This is a genomic window from Actinoplanes sp. NPDC051343 (assembly GCF_044455125.1).
Lineage (GTDB): Bacteria > Actinomycetota > Actinomycetes > Mycobacteriales > Micromonosporaceae > Actinoplanes.
Window position 1 is genome coordinate 1019649 of sequence record NZ_JBITEL010000001.1, and the last position, 18001, is coordinate 1037649.

An 18001-nucleotide genomic window follows, 5' to 3' on the forward strand; every position below is an offset into this window, starting at 1 on the left:
GGGTGGCCCATACGTTTCACCGCACATTGCTGACAAACGCAGTGTTTGACGAAGTGCGGCCGGGGAAATCGCGCGCACGCACGTCGGCCACGCCGTATTCGCCGGGCGCCGAATGGCGATCTTCGCCCGGGCGGCGTTACGGTCCTTGATAGACCCGATCGGCGAGAGACCGGACATGGAGCGATCCGCGTGGTGACGGCAGAGCTGCCCGATCGAACGACTGGACAACGCTGGTCCACCGTCCTCCGCCTGGCCATCCTGGCGGGCGTGGCGGTGGTGGGTTACCTGCTGCTCAGCGCGGGTGCTGCCCGCGCCGACGACAAGCCGGCGGTCCCGGGCCTCGAGGACGTCACCGGGGCGGTGTCGTCGGCCCTCGACGGTGCGGTGCCGGGCGGCAGCGCTGACCGGGCTGCGGCGACGCCGACGGATCGTCCGGCCCGGGGCAAAAAGCCCGAGGCGGCTGGCTCCACGACCGAAAAGGCCACGCGAGTTGCCGGCTCCACGACCGAAAAGACCGTGCGGGCAGCGAAGTCCACGGCCGGAAAGGTCGTGCCGGCCGGGAAAGCCGCAGCCCGGAAAGCCGCGCACACCGCGAAGTCCGCGCGGACCCGCACCAGGGTCGCCACACCTGAGGTGGTGGCCCGCACCGCCAAGGTGGTGCCGACACTGCCGGTAGAGGCCGCACCTCGCTTGCCCACCGTCAACGACCGCGTCCACCTGCGCGCGACCAAGGCAGTCAGGACAACCACCCGCAACCTGATCGCGCCGGTCACCAAGACCCGGCAAGCCGTCCGCGGACCCCTGACGACGACGCTGCAGGTCGTCCCCAAGCCTGTCACCGACCTCGTCGCCACGACCTCGCAACGTGTGAGCGCGCCGCTCACCACGATGCTCGGACCGATCCGCGCACGGCTCACCACGACGCTCCACACGGCCACCACGGCTCTTCCCCGCGGCACTGGGCCACTGACCACGACGCTCCATACCGTCACCAGGCCGCTGACCCAAACCGCCAGGGCGGTCGACTCCGGCACCGCGCCGCTCCGTACGCCTTTCGATCGAGTTGCGGCGGCGCGGCCCGAGCCGGCCGCGCACGTCGTCCAGCCGGACGGCGGCGGAACGGCACGGCCGCCGGTCGCCGTCGCCGCCGCCGTCGCCATGGGGCCGCGCCGGGACATGACCGGCGACCTGTCCCCTCTGGTCGTCCCCGCGGGCCCGGTCGACCGGGCGGCAGCGAGAACCGCCGCGGAGCCCACCACGACGACAGCCGCAGGCAACCACGACCGCACCGCGCGCCCTTCCTGCGCCCACCGGACGAAGGCCTCCGGGCACAGCGACGCGACACCCGGTAGGCCGTCGAGTGCGCCCCGGCCCGCGCCGCCCCCCGGCCCGGACGACCTCGCCCTGCTCAACTCATCGGCCACCGCCGGCGCCGGTTCCGCACCGGGCCTATGGGCCATCACCTCGGCGGCGTGCCTTCCCGGCCCCGCCGCGGCCGGCACCGCCGCCCTCGACTCGGTGTACCACCAGGGGCGCCACCTCGGCTGCACGCCGCTGCCCGGCTGATCCTTCCCGTCGCGCCGGTACCCGACTGTGCCGGCGGGACTCCCCGCCTTTGCCCACTGCCGGTTCGACGCCGTCACCACCCCGGCCGAACCAGGCACAGTGCACGAGCCTGGGAAGGAAACCACCATGATCCGCATCATGCTGGTCGTCGATATTCGATTACTGAGAACCGCGCTCGCGAAGGCGCTGTCGTGCGATGACGACTTCGATGTCGTCGCCGAGAACACCAGCGCGGACGTGAACACGGAATTGACCCGGAAGATCGACGCGGACGTCTACGTCGTCGACCTGGACACCCTCAAGGGCTCGGTGACCGGCGCCATCGACACCCTCACCGAGCAGCGCCCGGACCGCGGGGTCCTGGTGCTGACCAAGGTCTGCGTCTCGAACGCCCTCCGGCACGCGCTGGGCCGCCGGGTCCGGGCGTACCTGCGAAAGGAGTGCCACATCGAAGATCTGGCCGACGCCTTGCGACGGGTGGCGGCCGGAGAACGGTTCATCGAGCCGGCCATCGCCGCCTCGATGGTCAACGGGCTGCCGAACCCGCTGACCCCGAGGGAACGGGACGTGCTGCGGCTCGCCGCCCAGGGGATGTCCGGACGGGAGATCGCGGCGGCGCTGTTCCTCACGGCCGGCACGGTCCGCACGTACCTCTCGAACATCACCCAGAAGCTGGACGCGCACAGCCGGCTGGACGCCATCCGCATCGCCACCGAGGCGAACTGGCTGTAAGCGCCCGAGACGCCGAAGCCGAACGCCGCCGCATCGAGAGCGGGTGCGGCGGCCGCTTCACCGTGGCTCTGGCAGGCGACGGGCCCGGCTGATAACGTCGGCAGCGGCGGGGCCCACGCCCAACCTCCAGTGACCGTCCCCGACGCACGGTCCCCGACGGAGGCAAAGGGAATTCTTTCTCGGGTCGCTGTCCTGGTCGTTCGTTCCGGACGTCTTGATCGCGCGGGGGATCGACGTCGCGGAACAAGCGGAGGGCCACATGACAGCAAACAGGAGCTTCAAGCACCGGGTGCGCGCCCGGGCCGCCAAGACCGGCGAGTCCTACACCGCTGCGCTGCGGCACTTCCGCACGACTCCGCGAGGAGAATCGATGCCGAAGAACCTGCGACTTTCCGTCGCCCAACTCCAGATCCAGCCCGATCCGGGCGACACCGCGGCCGTACGCGAGTGCGGCGAGCAGATCCGCCACCTCATGCGCGAGGCCCGCGCGGCCGGGGCCCGGCTGCTGCACCTGCCCGAGGGCGCCCTGGCCTGCCCCAGCAAGCGGGTCATGTCGGCCACCGGCCCCGACGAGGTCGGCCCGGCCGACTGGGGCCGGGCCGACTGGGTGACGCTCGCCGGCGAGCTGCGGTCGATCGCGGCTCTCGCCGGGGAGCTGCGGCTCTTCACGGTGCTCGGGTCGGTGCACCGGCTGACCCCGCCCCGGCGGCCGCACCTCAGCCTCTACGTGATCTCGGACGAGGGCCGGATCGCGACCCGGTACGACGAGCGGCTGCTGTCCAACACCAAGGTCAGCCACATGTACACGCCCGGCTCGGCGCCGGTCACGTTCACGGTGGACGGCGTCCGGTTCGGCTGCGCGCTGGGCATGGAGGCCGCCTTCCCCGAGGTGTTCGGGGAGTACGAGCGCCTCGACGTCGACTGCGTGCTGTTCTCCACCCACGGTCCGGGCACGCCGCTCAACAACGGTCCGTTCGCCCTGCAGGCCCGGGGGCTGGCCGCCGCCAACAGTTTCTGGGTCAGCTATTCGGGCACCGCCCAGGATGCCCCGAACGCGCCGTCCGGGGTGATCTCCCCCGACGGTGACTGGCTGACCCGTTGCCCGGCTGACCCGGTCACCGCGCTGGCGACCACCGACCTCGATCTCGGGGCCGAGAACCACGGCCGCCCGTGGCGCCGGGTGGCCCGCAGCGGCCTCTACACGCAATATCAGGCCCCGAACGATCCGCGAAGCCTGGACCGAGCCGGCTTCTGACGAGTTCGGCGGCGCTTGTCGTCCTCATCCGACCGGTACGGCCTGGCGTGTGTGTTCCCGGTCGGAGTGGCCGGCGATCAGCGGCCCTACGTCGAGGATGAGGGCGACCTCCCCGCTGCCGAGGATCGTCGATCCGCTGATGCACTTCACCCGGCTGAAGAGCACCCCCAACGGCTTGATCACCGTCTGCAGCTCGCCGAGCAGGCTGTCGACGACCAGGCCGGTCCGCACGCCGGACTGTTCGACGATCACCACGTTCTGGCGCCGGGCCGGTTCGCCGGGGATGCCGAAGAGCTGCCGCAGCCGGATGAACGGGAGCACTTCGCCGCGCAGGTTCATGCAGTCGCGGCCGAGGGGTCCGGGCGGCAGTTCGACGCATTCGATGACCCGGTCGAGCGGCACGATGAACGAGGAGTCGCCGACGCCGACCAGGAATCCGTCGATGATGGCCAGGGTCAGCGGCAGGCGGATGCGGATCGTGGTGCCGACCCCACGGGCGGTCTCCACCTCGATCGAGCCGCGCAGCGCAGTCACGTTCCGCTTCACCACGTCCATGCCGACGCCGCGGCCGGACAGATTGGAGATCTTGTCGGCGGTCGAGAAGCCCGCCTCGAAGATCAGGTTGTAGACCTCGGGGTCGGTCAGCATCGCGTCGGGCGCTATCAGCGACCGCTCCATGGCTTTGGCCAGGATCCGGTCGCGGTCGAGACCGCGACCGTCGTCGGCCACCTCGATCACGATGTTCCCGGCGTCGTGGTACGCGTTGAGCCGCAGCGTCCCCTGCTCGTTCTTGCCGTGTTTGCGCCGTTCCCCGCCCGGCTCGATGCCGTGGTCGAGCGAGTTGCGCACCAGGTGGAGCAGCGGGTCGCTGATCCGCTCGACCAGCGCCTTGTCCATCTCGGCGTCCCCGCCGGTGATCACCAGCGAGACGTCCTTGCCGAGGTCCATGCAGACGTCGCGGACCACCCGCTCGAACCGGCGCAGGGTCGTGCCGATCGGGACCATGCGCAGGGACAGCGCGCTGTGCCGGACCTCGTCGACCAGGCGCATGACCTCGGCCCGGGCCTCGGCCGCCCGGTCCGCGCCGGCGGCACCCGGGAAACCCGGCACGCCGGTGCTCGACTGGGCGATGACGAGCTCGCCGACCAGGTCGATCAGCTTGTCGAGGCGGGCCGCGTCGATCCGGATGGTCTGGGTGTCGTGGGAGCGGGTCTCGGTGGTCCGCCGCTGGCGGGTCAGCGCGGCGTCCACGATGGCCTTGGGCACGATGCCCTGCTCGATGAGGATCTCGCCGATCGGCACCGGCTGCTTGCCCTCGCGGACCGCCCGTTCCTGCTGGCGGCGCAGTGCCTCGGCCATCTCGAGCTCGGTGACCGCGCCGCTGGTGACCAGCACGTCGCCGATGCGGTCGTTCTCCGGCATCGCTTTGATCGCGCGCACGTAGGAGTCGAGCTGGTTCGGGGCGGGGACGATCCGGATGTCGCTGTCCTCGCGGACGAAGTCGAAGACCGATTCGATTTCCGGTTTGGGCACCACGGACGAAAGTTCGACCTCGAAGCCCAGGTAGCAGGACTCCGGATCCATCTCGTCGGCCACCGGCAGAGCGGACGTGTCGACGGTGACCGAGGTCAGCGAGCCGAGGCTGCCGAGGTAGCGCAGGAAGGACAGCGGGTCCATGCCGTTGCGCAGGCAGTCCTCGCCGAAGCGGAGCGACAGCAGCCAGGACCGTTCGGCCGGAGCCACCGCCTCGGCCGAGGCGTCGGGCGAGCCCGTCGCATCGGGCAACTCGGCGGACAGATAGGGCTCCAGGCCGGACAGGAGGCGTGCACTGTCGGCGACCATCGAAGGGGGCGGCTCCAGCACACCGTCCGACAGCGACGCGATCATCGCCGAGATGTGGTCCGCGCACGGCAGCAAGGCACTGACCAGCGGCGGGGTAACCGACAGGACACCGTCCCGCACCGACCCGAGCACCGTCTCCACCACGTGCGTGAACTCGACCAGATGCCGCAGGCCGAACAGCCCCGACGACCCTTTCAAGGTGTGCGCCGCCCGGAACACCGCGTTGACCGTCTCGGAACCGGCCGGCTGCCCCTCCAGCTCGAGCAGACCCTCCTCGAGTTCCTGCACGAGGTCGCGCGCCTCGGTCACGAACATGTCGAGCGCCTCGCGCATGTCGTCGTCGAGCGCCATCACAGCTCCAAGCCGGTGAGGGCGAGCACCTCGGCCACCGCGGGGCTCGGCGCGGCGAACTCCACCGGCACGTGCAGCCGCGCAGCTTCGTCCCGCAGCAAAAGCAGAACCTGCAACCCCGCGGTGTCCAGGTCCGAGATTCCGGACAGCTCCACGCGTACGGCGGAACCGTCCCGCAGAGCGGCCAGCAACGTCTCGCGGTGCGCGGCCGCCGTCACGATCGTGAGTTCGTCGTCGACCGCCACCCTCACGGCTGCACCAGTTTCGCCACCGCGCTCAGCATCTGCTCGGGCTGGAACGGCTTGGTCACCCAGGCCTTCGCGCCGGCCGCCTGGGCCTGCCGCTTCTTGTCCTCCTGCGACTCGGTCGTCAGCATGATGATCGGCGTGAACTTGTACGCGGGCAGCTTCTTCGCCTCGGACACGAACGTGATGCCGTCCATGTTGGGCATGTTCACGTCGGAGATGATCAGGTGCACCCGCTGCCCGTTCAGCTTGGTCAGCGCGTCCTTGCCGTCCACGCCCGTGATCACTTCGTAGCCGGCGCCCTTGAGGGCGATGCTCACGACCTGTCGGACCGACGCGGAGTCGTCCACGATCAGGATGGTCTTGCCCATGGTCGTCTCCTAGAAGAACGTGATTTCGGATTCGGACACCTGGGTGGCCGAGCCGGAACTGTGCGTCTGGTGCTCCTCGGCCATCGTGTACTGCGCCGACAGCTCGTCGAGCAGCCCGCGGGCGTCGAGCGCCGTGCGGGCCGCCGCGGCGGACGCCGCGACCTCGGGGAACCGGTCGATGTTGTCCCGCAGGTGCTCGAGCATCTGGCTGACCCGGTCCTGGAACTGCAGGTTGACAATGGACTCGCTGATCTCGCCGCGAATACCGAGCGCGGCCGACTCGAGCTGCTGGGAGCTGTCCCGCATCCGGGACAGCAGCGCCATCAGGTCGTCCAGCACCGCCTGCACCTCGCCGTTGGCGTGCGCGACCGCGTTGTCCTCGCGTTCGGCGCTCTCCTCGGCGTTGCTGAGCACCGCGGTGATGGCCTGGGCGACCCGGTCGACCTTCTGGACCATGCGTTCGCTGGTGTTCTGCGACCGGTCGGCGAGCTGCCGGACCTCCAGCGCGACCACGCCGAACGCGGCACCGACCGTGCCCACCCGCTGAGCTTCGATGGCCGCGTTGAGCGCGAGCAGGTTGGTCTGGGCGGCGATCCGGGTGACCTCGCCCGACATCTGGCGCAGTTCCTCGTTGAGGCTGAGCAGCGAATGCAGTTCCTCGAGGGCCTGCCGCTTGACGGTCAGCGCCTGGTCGAGCGTGCCGACGACGTCGCCGAGGCGTTCCCGGCTGCGGTCGAACGCGCCGCCCGCCCCCGGGTCGAGCGCGTCGGAGGACGAGGTGAGCACCGAGTCGAGGTTCTCGACGATGCCGGCGAACGTCTCGGTGAGGCGCTCGACCGCGTTGCCCATCTGGTTGCGCGACGAGTCGATCTGCGACGACCAGACCGGCGCGACCGCGTCGGCGAACTCGGTGACGCTCTCGGCGTACCGATCGGGCCTTCGTTCCGCCGTAGCCGCTTCGGGAGCCGGAGCCCGGCGTCCCCACAGGAGATAGCCGCCGCCGACCCCCACGGCCAGCGCGACCACCCCGACAATCAGTTCAGCCATGCTGGTTGATCACCTCCGCGATCTGTAAGAGCGGGGTTTCGCGGTCGACCGCGCCGAGCGCGACCGCCTCCCGGGGCATCCCGTGCACCACGCACGTCGCCTCGTCCTGGGCGACCGTGTAAGCACCGGCCTTGTGCATCTCGAGCAGGCCGCGGGCGCCGTCGTCACCCATCCCGGTCATGATCACGCCGAGCGCGGCCGGGCCGGCCACCTTGGCGACCGACCGGAACAGCACGTCGACCGAGGGCCGGTGGCGGTTGACCGGCGGGCCGTCGAAGACGCGTACCCGGTAACGGTTGTCCCGCATGACCACTTCCAGGTGCCGGCCGCCCGGCGCGATGAGCACGTGGCCGGGCACGACCGGGTCGCCGTCGCGCGCCTCCAGCACCCGGACCCGGCACATGCTGTCGAGGCGGGCGGCGAACGCGGCGGTGAACTTCTCCGGCATGTGCTGCACCACGACCACGCCGGTCCCGCCCGGCGGCAGCGCGGGCAGCACCTTCTCGAGTGCCTGGGTTCCGCCGGTCGACGTGCCGATCGCGACCAGACGCTCCTGGTTGGTGGCGGCCCGGACCGGGGCCGCCGGCACCGTCGTGGCCCGGCTGGGCAGGGCGGCTCCGGCCATTGCGGGGACTGCTTTCGCCGTACGCCGTCGGCCCGCCGCCGCAGCGGCCCGCACCGCCGCGGTGATGTCAGCGCTGTCGTCCTCGATGAATCTCTTGAGGCCGGTCTCGGGTTTGGCGATGACCGCGACCGCGCCGGCGGCCAGCGCCTCCAGCGAGATGTCGGCGTTGCGCTGGGTCAGCGTCGAGCAGATGACGACGGGTGTCGGACGGACCGCCATGATCTTCTTGAGGAAGGTGAGCCCGTCCATCCGGGGCATCTCGAGGTCGAGCACCACCACGTCGGGCCAGTTCTTGTTCATGTGGTCCATGGCGAAGATCGGATCCTGGACGGCCCCCACGACTTCGATGCCCGGGCTCTGGAGGAGACGGGCCGAGAGCACCTGCCGGACGACCGCCGAGTCGTCCACGATCAGCACCCCGATGCGCTCGCTCATGACGCCGCTCCCATCGGCATGCCGGTCCGGCCCTCGCCCGCGAGTCCGGCTGGTTGCCGCTGGGTGCCGGCGGTCATGCCGAGGCCTGCCGCAGCGAACGCACCCAGACCGCGCCGGTGGCGATGTCGAAGATCAGGCGGCGCGGGCCGACGCCACCGAGATTGCGGGAGCTGAGGATGAAACCGTGATGCTCCAGCAGTTCGCGCCCGGACGCGATGTTGCGGCCGGCCACGTCGAGCGCCGACGGCCGGGCCAGATGCGGGAACTGCTCGCTGCCGCCGAACATCTTCACCTCGTACTCCGAAGGAACCGTGCCGGACCGGCGCATGTCCCGCAGGAAAAGCGCGACGGCGTCGTCCGCGTAGCGGGCGTCCGGCGCCACCTCGAGATGGGCGTTGCGCGCCGGCAGCATGTAGTGGCACATGCCGCCGATCAGCCGGACCGGATGCCAGGCGGTGATCGAGACGCAGGAGCCCAGCACGGTGTGGACCCGGGTTCCGCCGTCGCCGAACCAGTAGTCACCGGGGTGCAGGAAGATGTCGGTCACGGCTCGTCCAACCGGTAGATCGACGGCTCGATCATGCGCAGCCGGGACGGGATCGCGTTGAGCGACTCCGAGCTGCCGATGATCAGATGGCCACCCGGCACCAGCCGCTCGACCATGCGCGGCACCAGGTCGCGTTTCGTGTCGAGGTCGAAGTAGATCATCACGTTGCGCAGCATGATCACGTCGAACCGGCCCAGCTGGCGGAAGTCCCCGATCAGGTTGAGGCAGTGGAACTGCACGCGCGACCGCAACTCACGGGTCACGGTCATCAGTCCCTGGTATTCCTCGCGGCCCCGCAGGCAGAACTGGCGCAGCAGCGGCTTGGGGATCCGCTCGGCCGCCGCGATCGGGTAGAGGCCGGCCCGCGCGCGCTCGACCACCCGGGTCGAGATGTCAGTGCCGACGATCTCCCACGAGCCGCTCGGCAGCGAGTCGGCGAGCACCATGGCCGCCGTGTACGCCTCCTCCCCGGTCGAACTGGCCGCACTCCACAGCCGGAACATTTTTTGCGACTTGGGCAGCACCTCGCGCCGCAGATAGTCGAAGTGCTGCGCCTCGCGGAAGAAGAACGTCTCGTTCGTCGTCAGCAGGTTGATCATCTGGTGGAGCTCGACCTCGTTGCCACGCTCCCCCAGCAGGCGCACGTAGTCGGGGTAGCCGCCGAGGCCAAGCGCCCGGATCCGCTTGTCGAGACGGCTCGAGACCAGGGCCTCCTTGCCCGGGGCGAGCCGGATGCCGGTGTGGTCGTGCAGCACCCCGGTGATGTACTCGAAGTCGGCCCGCGAAATGGTCCGCGGAGCCAGGTCCGGGGTGGTCACGCCGGCCCCGGTCCGACCTCCGCCACCGGGGTCTGCGCCAGGTCGCTCAGCCGAACCATGTCGCTGATCGACAGCACATGGCTGATGTCGAGCAGGATCAGGAAGTCCTCGTCCCGGCGGGCCATGCCGCTGATGTAGTCGGCCCGGATCCCGGCCCCGAACGCCGGCGCCGGCTCGATGTCGTCCGGCGACAGCGTGACGACCTTGCTCGCCGAGTCGACCAGGATGCCGATGTCCTGACCGTCGCCGGCACCCTTGCCGTCGCCGTCCGGGTCGGCCATCTCGGCCAGTCCCGCATCCTGGATGTGCACGATGATGATGCTGGTGCGCCGGTCGATCACCGTGCTGCCCCGGGCGAACCGGATCGCGATGTCGATGACCGGAACCGCCCGGCCCCGCAGGTTGATCACGCCACGGATGAAGTCGGGCATCATCGGGACCACCGTCAGCGGGCGGTACTCGATGATCTCCGTGACATGGAAGATGTCGAGGGCGTACGCCTCGGTGTTGAGCGAGAACGTGAGGTACCGACCGGCCTCGGTAACCGTGCTCATCTCCTGGCCCCTCTCGCTGCGCCGTTTCATTCGATCAGATTGTTCGCGGGGCGCTGCGGGAATCGGGAAAGTTCTGGCATATCGCGATCGGCACGTCGTTAAGCTGGCCTGGTCGCGGCGGGGGCCCGGCAGATTCCATTCCGCTTCTGATCGGAAAAGGAAGTGCCTTCCATGGCAGACATGTCGGAAGCACGCCATCACGGTCGATCGGGGTTCCGCGACCTGCCGATCGCCTGGAAACTGCGCGGACTGGCGAGTGTCGTCTGCGTCCTTCTGATCGCCGTGGGGCTGGTGGGCATCATCCAGCTCGGCAGCACGCAGGACCGCCTGGCGCACCTCTACGACAGCAATCTGCACGACGTCCGCCTGCTCGGCGAGGTCGCCACCGACTACAAGGACGTCCGGCTGCAGATGCGCGGGCTCGCACTGGCGAGCGGTGCCACCGAGACACAGGCCGCCCTGGGCGTCCTGGACGCGACGATCACGAAACTCGACCAGGCGTGGGCATCGTTTTCCGCCGGCGCCTCGAAGGACAGCAATGAACAGGCTTTCACCACCGCCTGGGCCACCTACAAGAAATTGGCGACCGACAAGCTCCGGCCACTCGCCGCAGCCAGTGACATCAAGCAATTCAATCAGGTTGTCAGCACTCAGGTAAATCCGGTGGCGACCGCCATCGACACCTCCTTGAACAACCTCATCGATAAGGACGACGAGGCCGCCAAGTCCTCCCTGGACTCATCGGCAAGCGCCTATTCGAAGGCGCGGACGATCCTCATCGTCCTGATCGTCGTGGCGTTGATACTCACCTTCACGGTCGTGCAGATCATCACCCGCTCGATCGCCGGCCCGCTGCGCGACACCGTCACCGTTCTCACGGCGCTCGCCCAGGGCCGGCTCGACCAGCGGGTGCACGTCAGCGCCCGCGACGAGGTGGGCCGGATGGGCACGGCCCTCAACAGCGCGCTCTCCCGCCTCGGCGAGACGGTCAGCACGGTCGTGGAGTCGGCGTCCCAGCTCAACAGCGCGTCGCTGCAGATCAGCGGCGCCTCGCAGAGCCTGTCCCAGGCCGCGACCGAGCAGGCCGCGAGCGTCGAGGAGACGACCGCGAGCATCGAGCAGATGACCGCCGGCATCAGCCAGAACAGCGACAACGCCCGCGCCACCGAAGGCATCGCCGCGACAACGGCGGCCGAGGCCCAGGAGGGCGGCGACGCGGTGACCCGCACGGTGACCGCGATGAAGGAGATCACCAGCAAGATCGGGATCATCGACGACATCGCGTTCCAGACCAACATGCTCGCCCTCAACGCGACCATCGAAGCGGCCCGCGCCGGCGAACACGGCAAAGGCTTCGCGGTCGTCGCGTCCGAGGTCGGCAAGCTGGCCGAACGCAGCCAGATCGCGGCCCAGGAGATCAGCGAACTGGCGGCCGGCAGCGTGCAGACCGCGGAACGGGCCGGCGACCTGCTGTCCACGATGATCCCCAGCATCATCCGCACATCCGACCTGGTGCAGGAGATCGCGGCGGCGAGCGGCGAGCAGTCGACAGGCGTACGCCAGATCAACATCGCGATGACCCAGATCGGCAAGGTCACCGAGCAGACGGCGTCCTCCTCGGAGGAGCTGGCGGCCACGGCACAGGAGATGTCGGCGCAGACCGCCCAGCTCACGTCCCTGATGGACTTCTTCCAGACCGGGGCGACCAACCGGCCGTCGGCGGCCCGCACGCCGGAGCCGGCCAACTCGCGCGGGGGCTGGAGCAACGACGCCTACCGCACCGGATGGGACCGCGGTAACTCGTTCAACGAGAACTCGACGCCGGCGCTGAGCGCGGCCGGTCCGCAGAACGCCGACCTGGAAGCAAAATTCGACCGCTTCTAGCATCGTCGAGCAGAATGACCGGATGGTTTGGCGACCCGCGGCTCGAGTGGTCTGCGTCGACGACCGCTCCCGCGTCCTGCTGATGTGCTGGCGCGACCCGGTCGACGGTCACCTGGTCTGGGAGCCGCCGGGCGGCGGCATCGAAGAGGGCGAGAGCCCGATCGAGACGGCCCGCCGCGAGCTCACCGAGGAGACCGGGCTGCCCGGGTCGGCGGTGCGTGAACCGGGGGTCCGGGTCCACCGCCACCTGCGGTGGAACGGCAACCTCTACGACGGCGACGAGGAGTTCTTCCTGGCCGTCTTCGACAAGCCGCCGGCCATCGGCCGCGAGGGCCTCATGGCGTACGAGTCGGACTGGCTCGTCGAACACGCCTGGGTCGCGTGGGACGCCCTCCCCGAGGGCGTCGAGCCACCCGAACTGCTCGACGTGCTCTGCCGGCTGTCCCCGACCGGCCCGTGGGCCGCCTGACCACCCCCACATGGCGCGGCGTCCGACGCGCGGCTCATGCTCCGACTTCCACGGTGACCATCCGTAGCTTGCACGGCCCGCGCCCGCCGGGCCCACCAGGCGCAGGTGCACGACGCCGCGCCGCGCACGTGGTAGGTCCGGTCGCCGCTGCGCACCACGGCGACCGTGCCGTCGACGGTGACCGCCCCCGCGCCGGTTGATCTTGGCGACAGGGCGCCTATGACATTTTGGAGCCGAGTGCCGCGCGCACCTGTTCCTGATCGAAGTTGGCGCCGAAGAGCTCCGTGCCCGGCTGCATGCGTGCGCCCGCGGCCAGCGGCCCGGCGATGACCGGGTCGAAGCCGAGCGCGTCGACCAGGTCGGCGACGGTCTCCACGTCCGGGGAGGGGCCGGCGATCGCGATCGCCTTGCGTCCGGGGGTGCCCGCCGGCCGGGCCCCGGCTTCCAGGTCGTGGTAACCCATGTGGTTGAAGCCCTTCACGACACGCGACGACGGCAGGAACGCCTGCACGATCTCGCTCGAGGTCGTACGCGGGTCGGTGAGGTCGTCGCGGATGCCGTCGATCTCCCACCAGTAGTTCATGGCGTCGACGACGAGCTTTCCTTGCAACGACGAGACCGGCACGGTGTCGTATTTGCCGAGGGGCAGGGCCAGCACGACGATGTCCGCCTCGGCCGCCGCCTCGGCCGCGGTCGTCGCGGTCGCGCCGGGCGCCAGCACGGACACGATCAGCGCGATCTTCTGCGGGTCGCCGGAGCCGGCGACCAGCACCCGGTAGCCGGCCGCGACCGCGAGCCGCGCCAGCACGGTGCCGACCTTGCCGGCTCCCAGAATCCCGATCGTGGTCATGAAGCGATCTCCCGAACCATGGGCATGACCTTCTCACCGAAGAGCTCGACGTTGCGCATCCGGGCGCCGATCGACTGCGCCCCGGCGGTGTAGATCATGTCGAACCGGCCCACGCCGAGCGTCTTGACCGCCGCGCCGATGCGGCGGCCGACGGTGTCCGGCGAGCCGACGTAGAGCGAGCCGTGCTCGATCTCGGCGTCGAACTCGGACCGGCGCAGGGGTGGCCAGCCGCGGAGCGCGCCGATCCGGTCGCGCTGGGCCTTGTACGCCGGGTAGAACAGCTCTTTGGCCTCCTCGTCGGTGTCGGCGACGAAGCCGGGCGAGTGCATGCCGACCGGGTGCGCGACCGTGCCCAACTGCTCGGCGGCACGCTTGTACAGGTCGATGTAGGGGGCGAACCGGTCAGCGGGACCACCGATGATCGCGAGCATGAGCGGCAGACCGTAGCGGGCGGTGCGGACCACCGACTGCGGGGAGCCACCGACGCCGACCCAGGTGTTGAGGCGCCCGGACTCGGTGCGCGGAAAGACCGAAGCGTCGGAGAGCGCGGGACGGGTGGTCCCGCTCCAGGTCACCGGCTTCTCGTCGAGCAGCTTCACGAACAGGTCGAGCTTCTCCTCGAACAGCACGTCATAGTCCGACAGGTCGTATCCGAACAGCGGGAACGACTCGGTGAACGAGCCCCGCCCGAGGATCACCTCGGCCCGGCCGCCGGAGAGCGCGTCGACGGTGGCGAAGCGCTGGAAGACGCGCACGGGGTCGTCCGAGCTGAGCACGGTGACGCCGGACGCGAGCTTGATCTCAGACGTACGGGTCGCGATGCCGGCGAGGACGGTCTCCGGCGTCGAGATGGAGTATTCGGGCCGGTGGTGCTCGCCCAGCGCGATCACGTCGACGCCGAGCTGGTCGGCCAGCACCGCCTCCTCGACGACCTGCCGGATCGCGACGGCGTGCGAGACGGGCGCACCGGTGCTGTCGACCGGCACGTCGCCGAAGGTGTCGAGCCCGATCACGAGGTCGGCCATGGCTATCTCCCACTTAGTGATTGACGTGTCAATTACAACTGCCCGCATCAACCACGAGGGAGGGGGTGAAATTCCGCTACGGGAGATCGGCCACGAAAACCGGCACCGAGCGCGGCGGCACGGTCAGCACGCCGCCGGCCGCCGCGGCGGTACGCAGCAGCGGGTCGGCCGAGCCGGTCAGCTCCGGGTGGAGCCGAAGGTGGAGCCCGGCCAGGGCGGGCACGGTCTCGACGGCCAGGGAGTCGGTCGCGTTGAAGACGACGACCAGGGTGCCCCACCGGGTGTCGATGCCGGTGCCGTCGAGACACATCACGATCACCCCCGGGGTCTCCCCCGGCCCGCCCAGCGGGAAGCTCAGCCGCCGCTGCACCTCGTCGCCGGTCGGCAGCCCGAAGACCGGCGACGAGCGGCGGATGCGCAGCATCTCGCGGTAGCGCTCGGCGGTCATCGCCACCAGTTCGGGCGACGGGACCAGGCCTGCGTCGGCGAGCAGCGGCCGGGCCCACGGCCAGCGGCCCTCGTTGTCGGAGGCCGGGGGCAGGCCGAGGCCGAACCCGTTGCCGGCCGCCGGGTCCCAGCGGATCGCGTTGAACCAGTCGCCGGAGTTGAACGAGTTGCGGTCGAGCGACTTCGAGCGCAGTCGCTCACTGCCCAGGGCCATGAACCCGACGCCCTGGCCGAGCACGATCAGCGACAGCGCGAGGACCTGCATGCGGGCCCGCTCGACGGGCGGGGTGCCGGGCGGCAGCTTGAACGCTAGGGCGTCGTAGAGGATCTCGTTGTCGTGGGCGTCGACGTAGTTGACCGCCTCGGCCGGGGCGAGCGCGTAGCCGCTCGGCGAGCCGTTGAAGTCGATCTGGGCGCCGCCCTGCTCGTGGCCGGTGTGGGTGACGAACCGGTAGGTCGCCAGCGCACCGGACAGCCCGATCTTGATGCGGTCATGAACCACCAGCGGAGTGCGCGAACCGAGCCCGGTCGCGAAGCCCTGGTCGGTCGGGTCGTCGCCGAACGAGCCGCCGCCGCGGGCCGCGTCGCGCAGCCGGTCGTTGAACGTGCCGATGCCGGTGCCGGCCATGTTGACCTGGGTCGCCTGGGCGAACCGGGCGTCGTAGGCCACCTCACCGAAGTTCCAGCCCTCGCCGTAGACGTAGACCTCCTTGCCGTCCACGCCGTGCTCGAACTTGCTGAGCCGGTCGAGCCCGACCCGCACCTCGAGGATGTTGGACCGCGGGTGGTGCCCCATCAGGTCGAACCGGAAGCCGTCGATCTTGTAGTCGCGGGCCCAGGTCAGCACCGAGTCGATGACCAGGCGGCTCATCATCATGTGCTCGGTGGCGGTGCCCGGGCAGCAGGTCGACTCGGCGGTGGTGCCGTCGGCCAGCAGCCGGTGGTAATAGCCGGGGACGATGCGGTCGAGCACGCTGAACCGGTCGAGCCCGTCGCCCATGGTGTGGTTGTAGACGACGTCCATGACCACGCGCAGGCCGGCCGCGTTGAGCGCGGCCACCATGGCCCGGAACTCGCGAATGCGGGAGGCGCCGGCCGGATCGACCGCGAAGCTGCCCTCGGGCGCGGTGTAGTGCCACGGGTCGTAACCCCAGTTGAAGCCGTCCCGGTCAGCGACCTCGGCCACCGCGCGCTGCTGATCTTCCGAGGAAGGTGGCAGCGCGAGCAGGTCGCATTGCGGCTGAGCCTGGTCCGAACGCCGGTCGGGCACGGTCGCGAAGTCGAACGCGGGCAGCAGGTGCAGGTGGGTGAGCCCGGCGTCGGCCAGCGAGCGCAGGTGCCGCATGCTGTCGGCCTCGGGCCGGGTGAACGCCGCGTAGGTGCCGCGCTCCTCGGCCGGCAGCGAGGAGTCGAAGATCGAGAACTCGCGCACCGACACCTCGGCGATCTGCATGCGGGCCGGCGCGACCGGCGGCGGCTTGGCCAGCGACTCCCAGCCCGGCGGCATGAGCGCCGGGTCGCTGAGGTCGATCAGCAGGCTGTGCGTCGAGTCGACGGCCAGGCCGAGCGAATAGGGGTCGGTCACGCTGGTCGTGACCACCCGCTGGGCGGCCGGGTGCCACACCTCGACCCGGAACCGGTAGTAACGCCCGAGCCATTTGCGCTTGCCGACCGCGGACCAGATCCCGGTGACCGCGTCGCGGTCCATCGGAACCAGTTTGGGTTCCTCGCCGGGGGAACGCGAGAGCTCCAATTCGACCGTACGCGCGGTGGGCGCCCACACCGCAACCACCGGGCGCTCCTCGTCGTCGATGGTGACGCCCAGGTCGGCTTCGGCCGCCTCGGCGTAGAGGTCGTCGAGCACGCCCGGCAGCTGGACCCCGGTGAGCGCGGTGAGGCGGCCGTCGGCGTCGCGGCCGGCCACCAGCAACTGACCGCGCAGCAGGTAGCCCAGCGCGGCGTCGCCCAGTTCGCGCACCGAGAACGCGCGGTAGGCCCGCAGGTGCGGGAACTTGCGGCTCTGGCCCTGGAAGAGGCCGCCCGGGCGTGGGGTCAGCGGCAGCGTGGTGTGCTCGCCGACCAGTTCGTCGCCCACCCGGCGCACCCCGTCGGACGAGCTGACCAGGGCCAGCCCGTCGGCCCGGCCGGCCAGCTCGGGCGGGAGCGCGATCGTCGTACGGTCGAGGAACACGGCGAGCGAGCGGGCCGGGTCGAGCTCGGGACCGAGCGTGCGCAGATCGGGCAGCACCGGCTCGGCCGTGCCGGCGACCAGCCACACCTCGCGGGTCACCGTCAGGTCGAGCCGCTGGTCGTCCGGCAGGTCTTTGGTGTCGCCGCGGTGCATGACGAACCGCAGCCCCACGGCGTCCGGCCGCAGCGGCACCCGGAACACCGCTCCGAACGGGTCGTAGCTGGACGGGCTCAACGGCGTACGCCAAGGGGTCCTGGACCGTGCGCCCTCCCAGACGTGCAGGCCCCACCCGCTGTAGTCGCCGTCGGGCCGCCGGAAGTGCACGGTGGCGAAGCCGTCCGGTGAGGTTTCTGCCCGGGAGGTCGGACACTCCGAATAGATGGTGGAATCGCCGGGTTTGAGCCAGATCTCCGGAGTGACCGCCGGATCGACGTGCCGGTCGTCGGCGACGTCCTTGACCCCGGCGCGGTCGGCCACGACAAAACCGACCTCCCGGGCATCGTCGGCCAGCCGCACCCAGGCGAACCGGCCGTCGGCGTCCTCGCCCGCGAACGGATGCCCGCCCGGGAAACCGGTGGCCTGGTCAGGCGCGATGTCGCCCCAGGCGTGCAGCGACCAGTGCTCGTAGTCGCCGTCGGGCCGCAGGTAGTGCACGACCAGCCATCGAGGCCGGCTCGGGGCAGTCGGTGGCGCGCTGGCCGAGATCTCGATCGTGGTCACCCGGTCATCCTCGCACCGGGGTCCGAC

16 protein-coding genes are annotated in these 18001 nt (G+C 70.3%); 5 read left to right on the forward strand and 11 right to left on the reverse strand.

What is annotated here, in order from left to right:
• The first annotated feature begins 189 nt into the window (after window positions 1–189).
• The 3 genes from ACIA5C_RS04495 (at window position 190) to ACIA5C_RS04505 (ending at window position 3553) form a co-directional block, all read left to right on the forward strand.
• Window positions 190–1566 carry a hypothetical protein gene (locus tag ACIA5C_RS04495; protein WP_396051181.1) on the forward strand — a complete coding sequence of 459 codons (1377 nt, stop codon included), beginning with the start codon at window positions 190–192 and terminating at the stop codon, window positions 1564–1566.
• Window positions 1567–1692: 126 nt separating this feature from the next.
• Window positions 1693–2298: a LuxR C-terminal-related transcriptional regulator gene (locus tag ACIA5C_RS04500; RefSeq protein WP_396051183.1), complete on the forward strand. Its 606-nt coding sequence runs from the start codon at window positions 1693–1695 to the stop codon at window positions 2296–2298.
• Window positions 2299–2557: 259 nt separating this feature from the next.
• Window positions 2558–3553, forward strand: coding sequence for a carbon-nitrogen hydrolase family protein (locus ACIA5C_RS04505; RefSeq protein WP_396051185.1), 996 nt, complete (start codon window positions 2558–2560; stop codon window positions 3551–3553).
• Between the two features lie 24 nt (window positions 3554–3577).
• Here ACIA5C_RS04505 and ACIA5C_RS04510 read toward each other — a convergent pair whose 3' ends face one another.
• The 8 genes from ACIA5C_RS04510 to ACIA5C_RS04545 form a co-directional block, all read right to left on the reverse strand.
• Entirely contained in the window at window positions 3578–5746 is a 2169-nt protein-coding gene (locus tag ACIA5C_RS04510) for a chemotaxis protein CheA (RefSeq protein WP_396051187.1), read from the reverse strand.
• Window positions 5746–5997, reverse strand: coding sequence for a lipid asymmetry maintenance protein MlaB (locus ACIA5C_RS04515; protein ID WP_396051188.1), 252 nt, complete (start codon window positions 5995–5997; stop codon window positions 5746–5748). Before ACIA5C_RS04515 ends, ACIA5C_RS04510 begins: the two co-directional genes overlap by 1 nt.
• Window positions 5994–6362 carry a response regulator gene (locus tag ACIA5C_RS04520; protein ID WP_396051189.1) on the reverse strand — a complete coding sequence of 123 codons (369 nt, stop codon included), beginning with the start codon at window positions 6360–6362 and terminating at the stop codon, window positions 5994–5996. The genes ACIA5C_RS04515 and ACIA5C_RS04520 overlap by 4 nt, the downstream gene beginning before the upstream one ends.
• Window positions 6363–6371: 9 nt before the next feature.
• A complete protein-coding gene (locus tag ACIA5C_RS04525; protein ID WP_396051191.1) occupies window positions 6372–7409 on the reverse strand; it encodes a methyl-accepting chemotaxis protein in 1038 nt (345 codons plus the stop codon).
• The gene (locus ACIA5C_RS04530; protein ID WP_396051193.1) at window positions 7402–8469 is read right to left on the reverse strand and encodes a chemotaxis response regulator protein-glutamate methylesterase; all 1068 of its coding nucleotides are present in this window, start codon (window positions 8467–8469) and stop codon (window positions 7402–7404) included. The genes ACIA5C_RS04525 and ACIA5C_RS04530 overlap by 8 nt, the downstream gene beginning before the upstream one ends.
• 73 nt (window positions 8470–8542) lie before the next feature.
• Window positions 8543–9016, reverse strand: coding sequence for a chemotaxis protein CheD (locus tag ACIA5C_RS04535; RefSeq protein WP_396051194.1), 474 nt, complete (start codon window positions 9014–9016; stop codon window positions 8543–8545).
• On the reverse strand, window positions 9013–9834 hold the full coding sequence (locus ACIA5C_RS04540; RefSeq protein ID WP_396051196.1) for a CheR family methyltransferase: 822 nt from the start codon (window positions 9832–9834) through the stop codon (window positions 9013–9015). The genes ACIA5C_RS04535 and ACIA5C_RS04540 overlap by 4 nt, the downstream gene beginning before the upstream one ends.
• Window positions 9831–10388, reverse strand: a complete 558-nt coding sequence (locus ACIA5C_RS04545) for a chemotaxis protein CheW (protein WP_396051197.1) — start codon at window positions 10386–10388, stop codon at window positions 9831–9833. Before ACIA5C_RS04545 ends, ACIA5C_RS04540 begins: the two co-directional genes overlap by 4 nt.
• A gap of 180 nt (window positions 10389–10568) precedes the next feature.
• On the opposite strand from ACIA5C_RS04545, the gene ACIA5C_RS04550 reads away from it, so the two are divergent.
• Both ACIA5C_RS04550 and ACIA5C_RS04555 read left to right on the forward strand, forming a co-directional pair.
• A complete protein-coding gene (locus tag ACIA5C_RS04550; RefSeq protein WP_396051199.1) occupies window positions 10569–12272 on the forward strand; it encodes a methyl-accepting chemotaxis protein in 1704 nt (567 codons plus the stop codon).
• A gap of 22 nt (window positions 12273–12294) precedes the next feature.
• A complete protein-coding gene (locus ACIA5C_RS04555) occupies window positions 12295–12741 on the forward strand; it encodes an NUDIX domain-containing protein (RefSeq protein WP_396051200.1) in 447 nt (148 codons plus the stop codon).
• A 217-nt stretch (window positions 12742–12958) separates the two neighbouring features.
• Here ACIA5C_RS04555 and ACIA5C_RS04560 read toward each other — a convergent pair whose 3' ends face one another.
• The 3 genes from ACIA5C_RS04560 to pulA all read right to left on the reverse strand — a co-directional run bounded on the left by ACIA5C_RS04560 (window position 12959) and on the right by pulA (window position 17974).
• Window positions 12959–13591, reverse strand: coding sequence for an NADPH-dependent F420 reductase (locus ACIA5C_RS04560; RefSeq protein WP_396051202.1), 633 nt, complete (start codon window positions 13589–13591; stop codon window positions 12959–12961).
• Complete coding sequence (locus ACIA5C_RS04565) at window positions 13588–14616, reverse strand: LLM class flavin-dependent oxidoreductase (RefSeq protein WP_396051203.1); 1029 nt, start codon at window positions 14614–14616, stop codon at window positions 13588–13590. The genes ACIA5C_RS04560 and ACIA5C_RS04565 overlap by 4 nt, the downstream gene beginning before the upstream one ends.
• A gap of 76 nt (window positions 14617–14692) precedes the next feature.
• On the reverse strand, window positions 14693–17974 hold the full coding sequence (gene pulA / locus ACIA5C_RS04570) for a pullulanase-type alpha-1,6-glucosidase (RefSeq protein WP_396051205.1): 3282 nt from the start codon (window positions 17972–17974) through the stop codon (window positions 14693–14695).
• Window positions 17975–18001 lie beyond the last annotated feature (27 nt).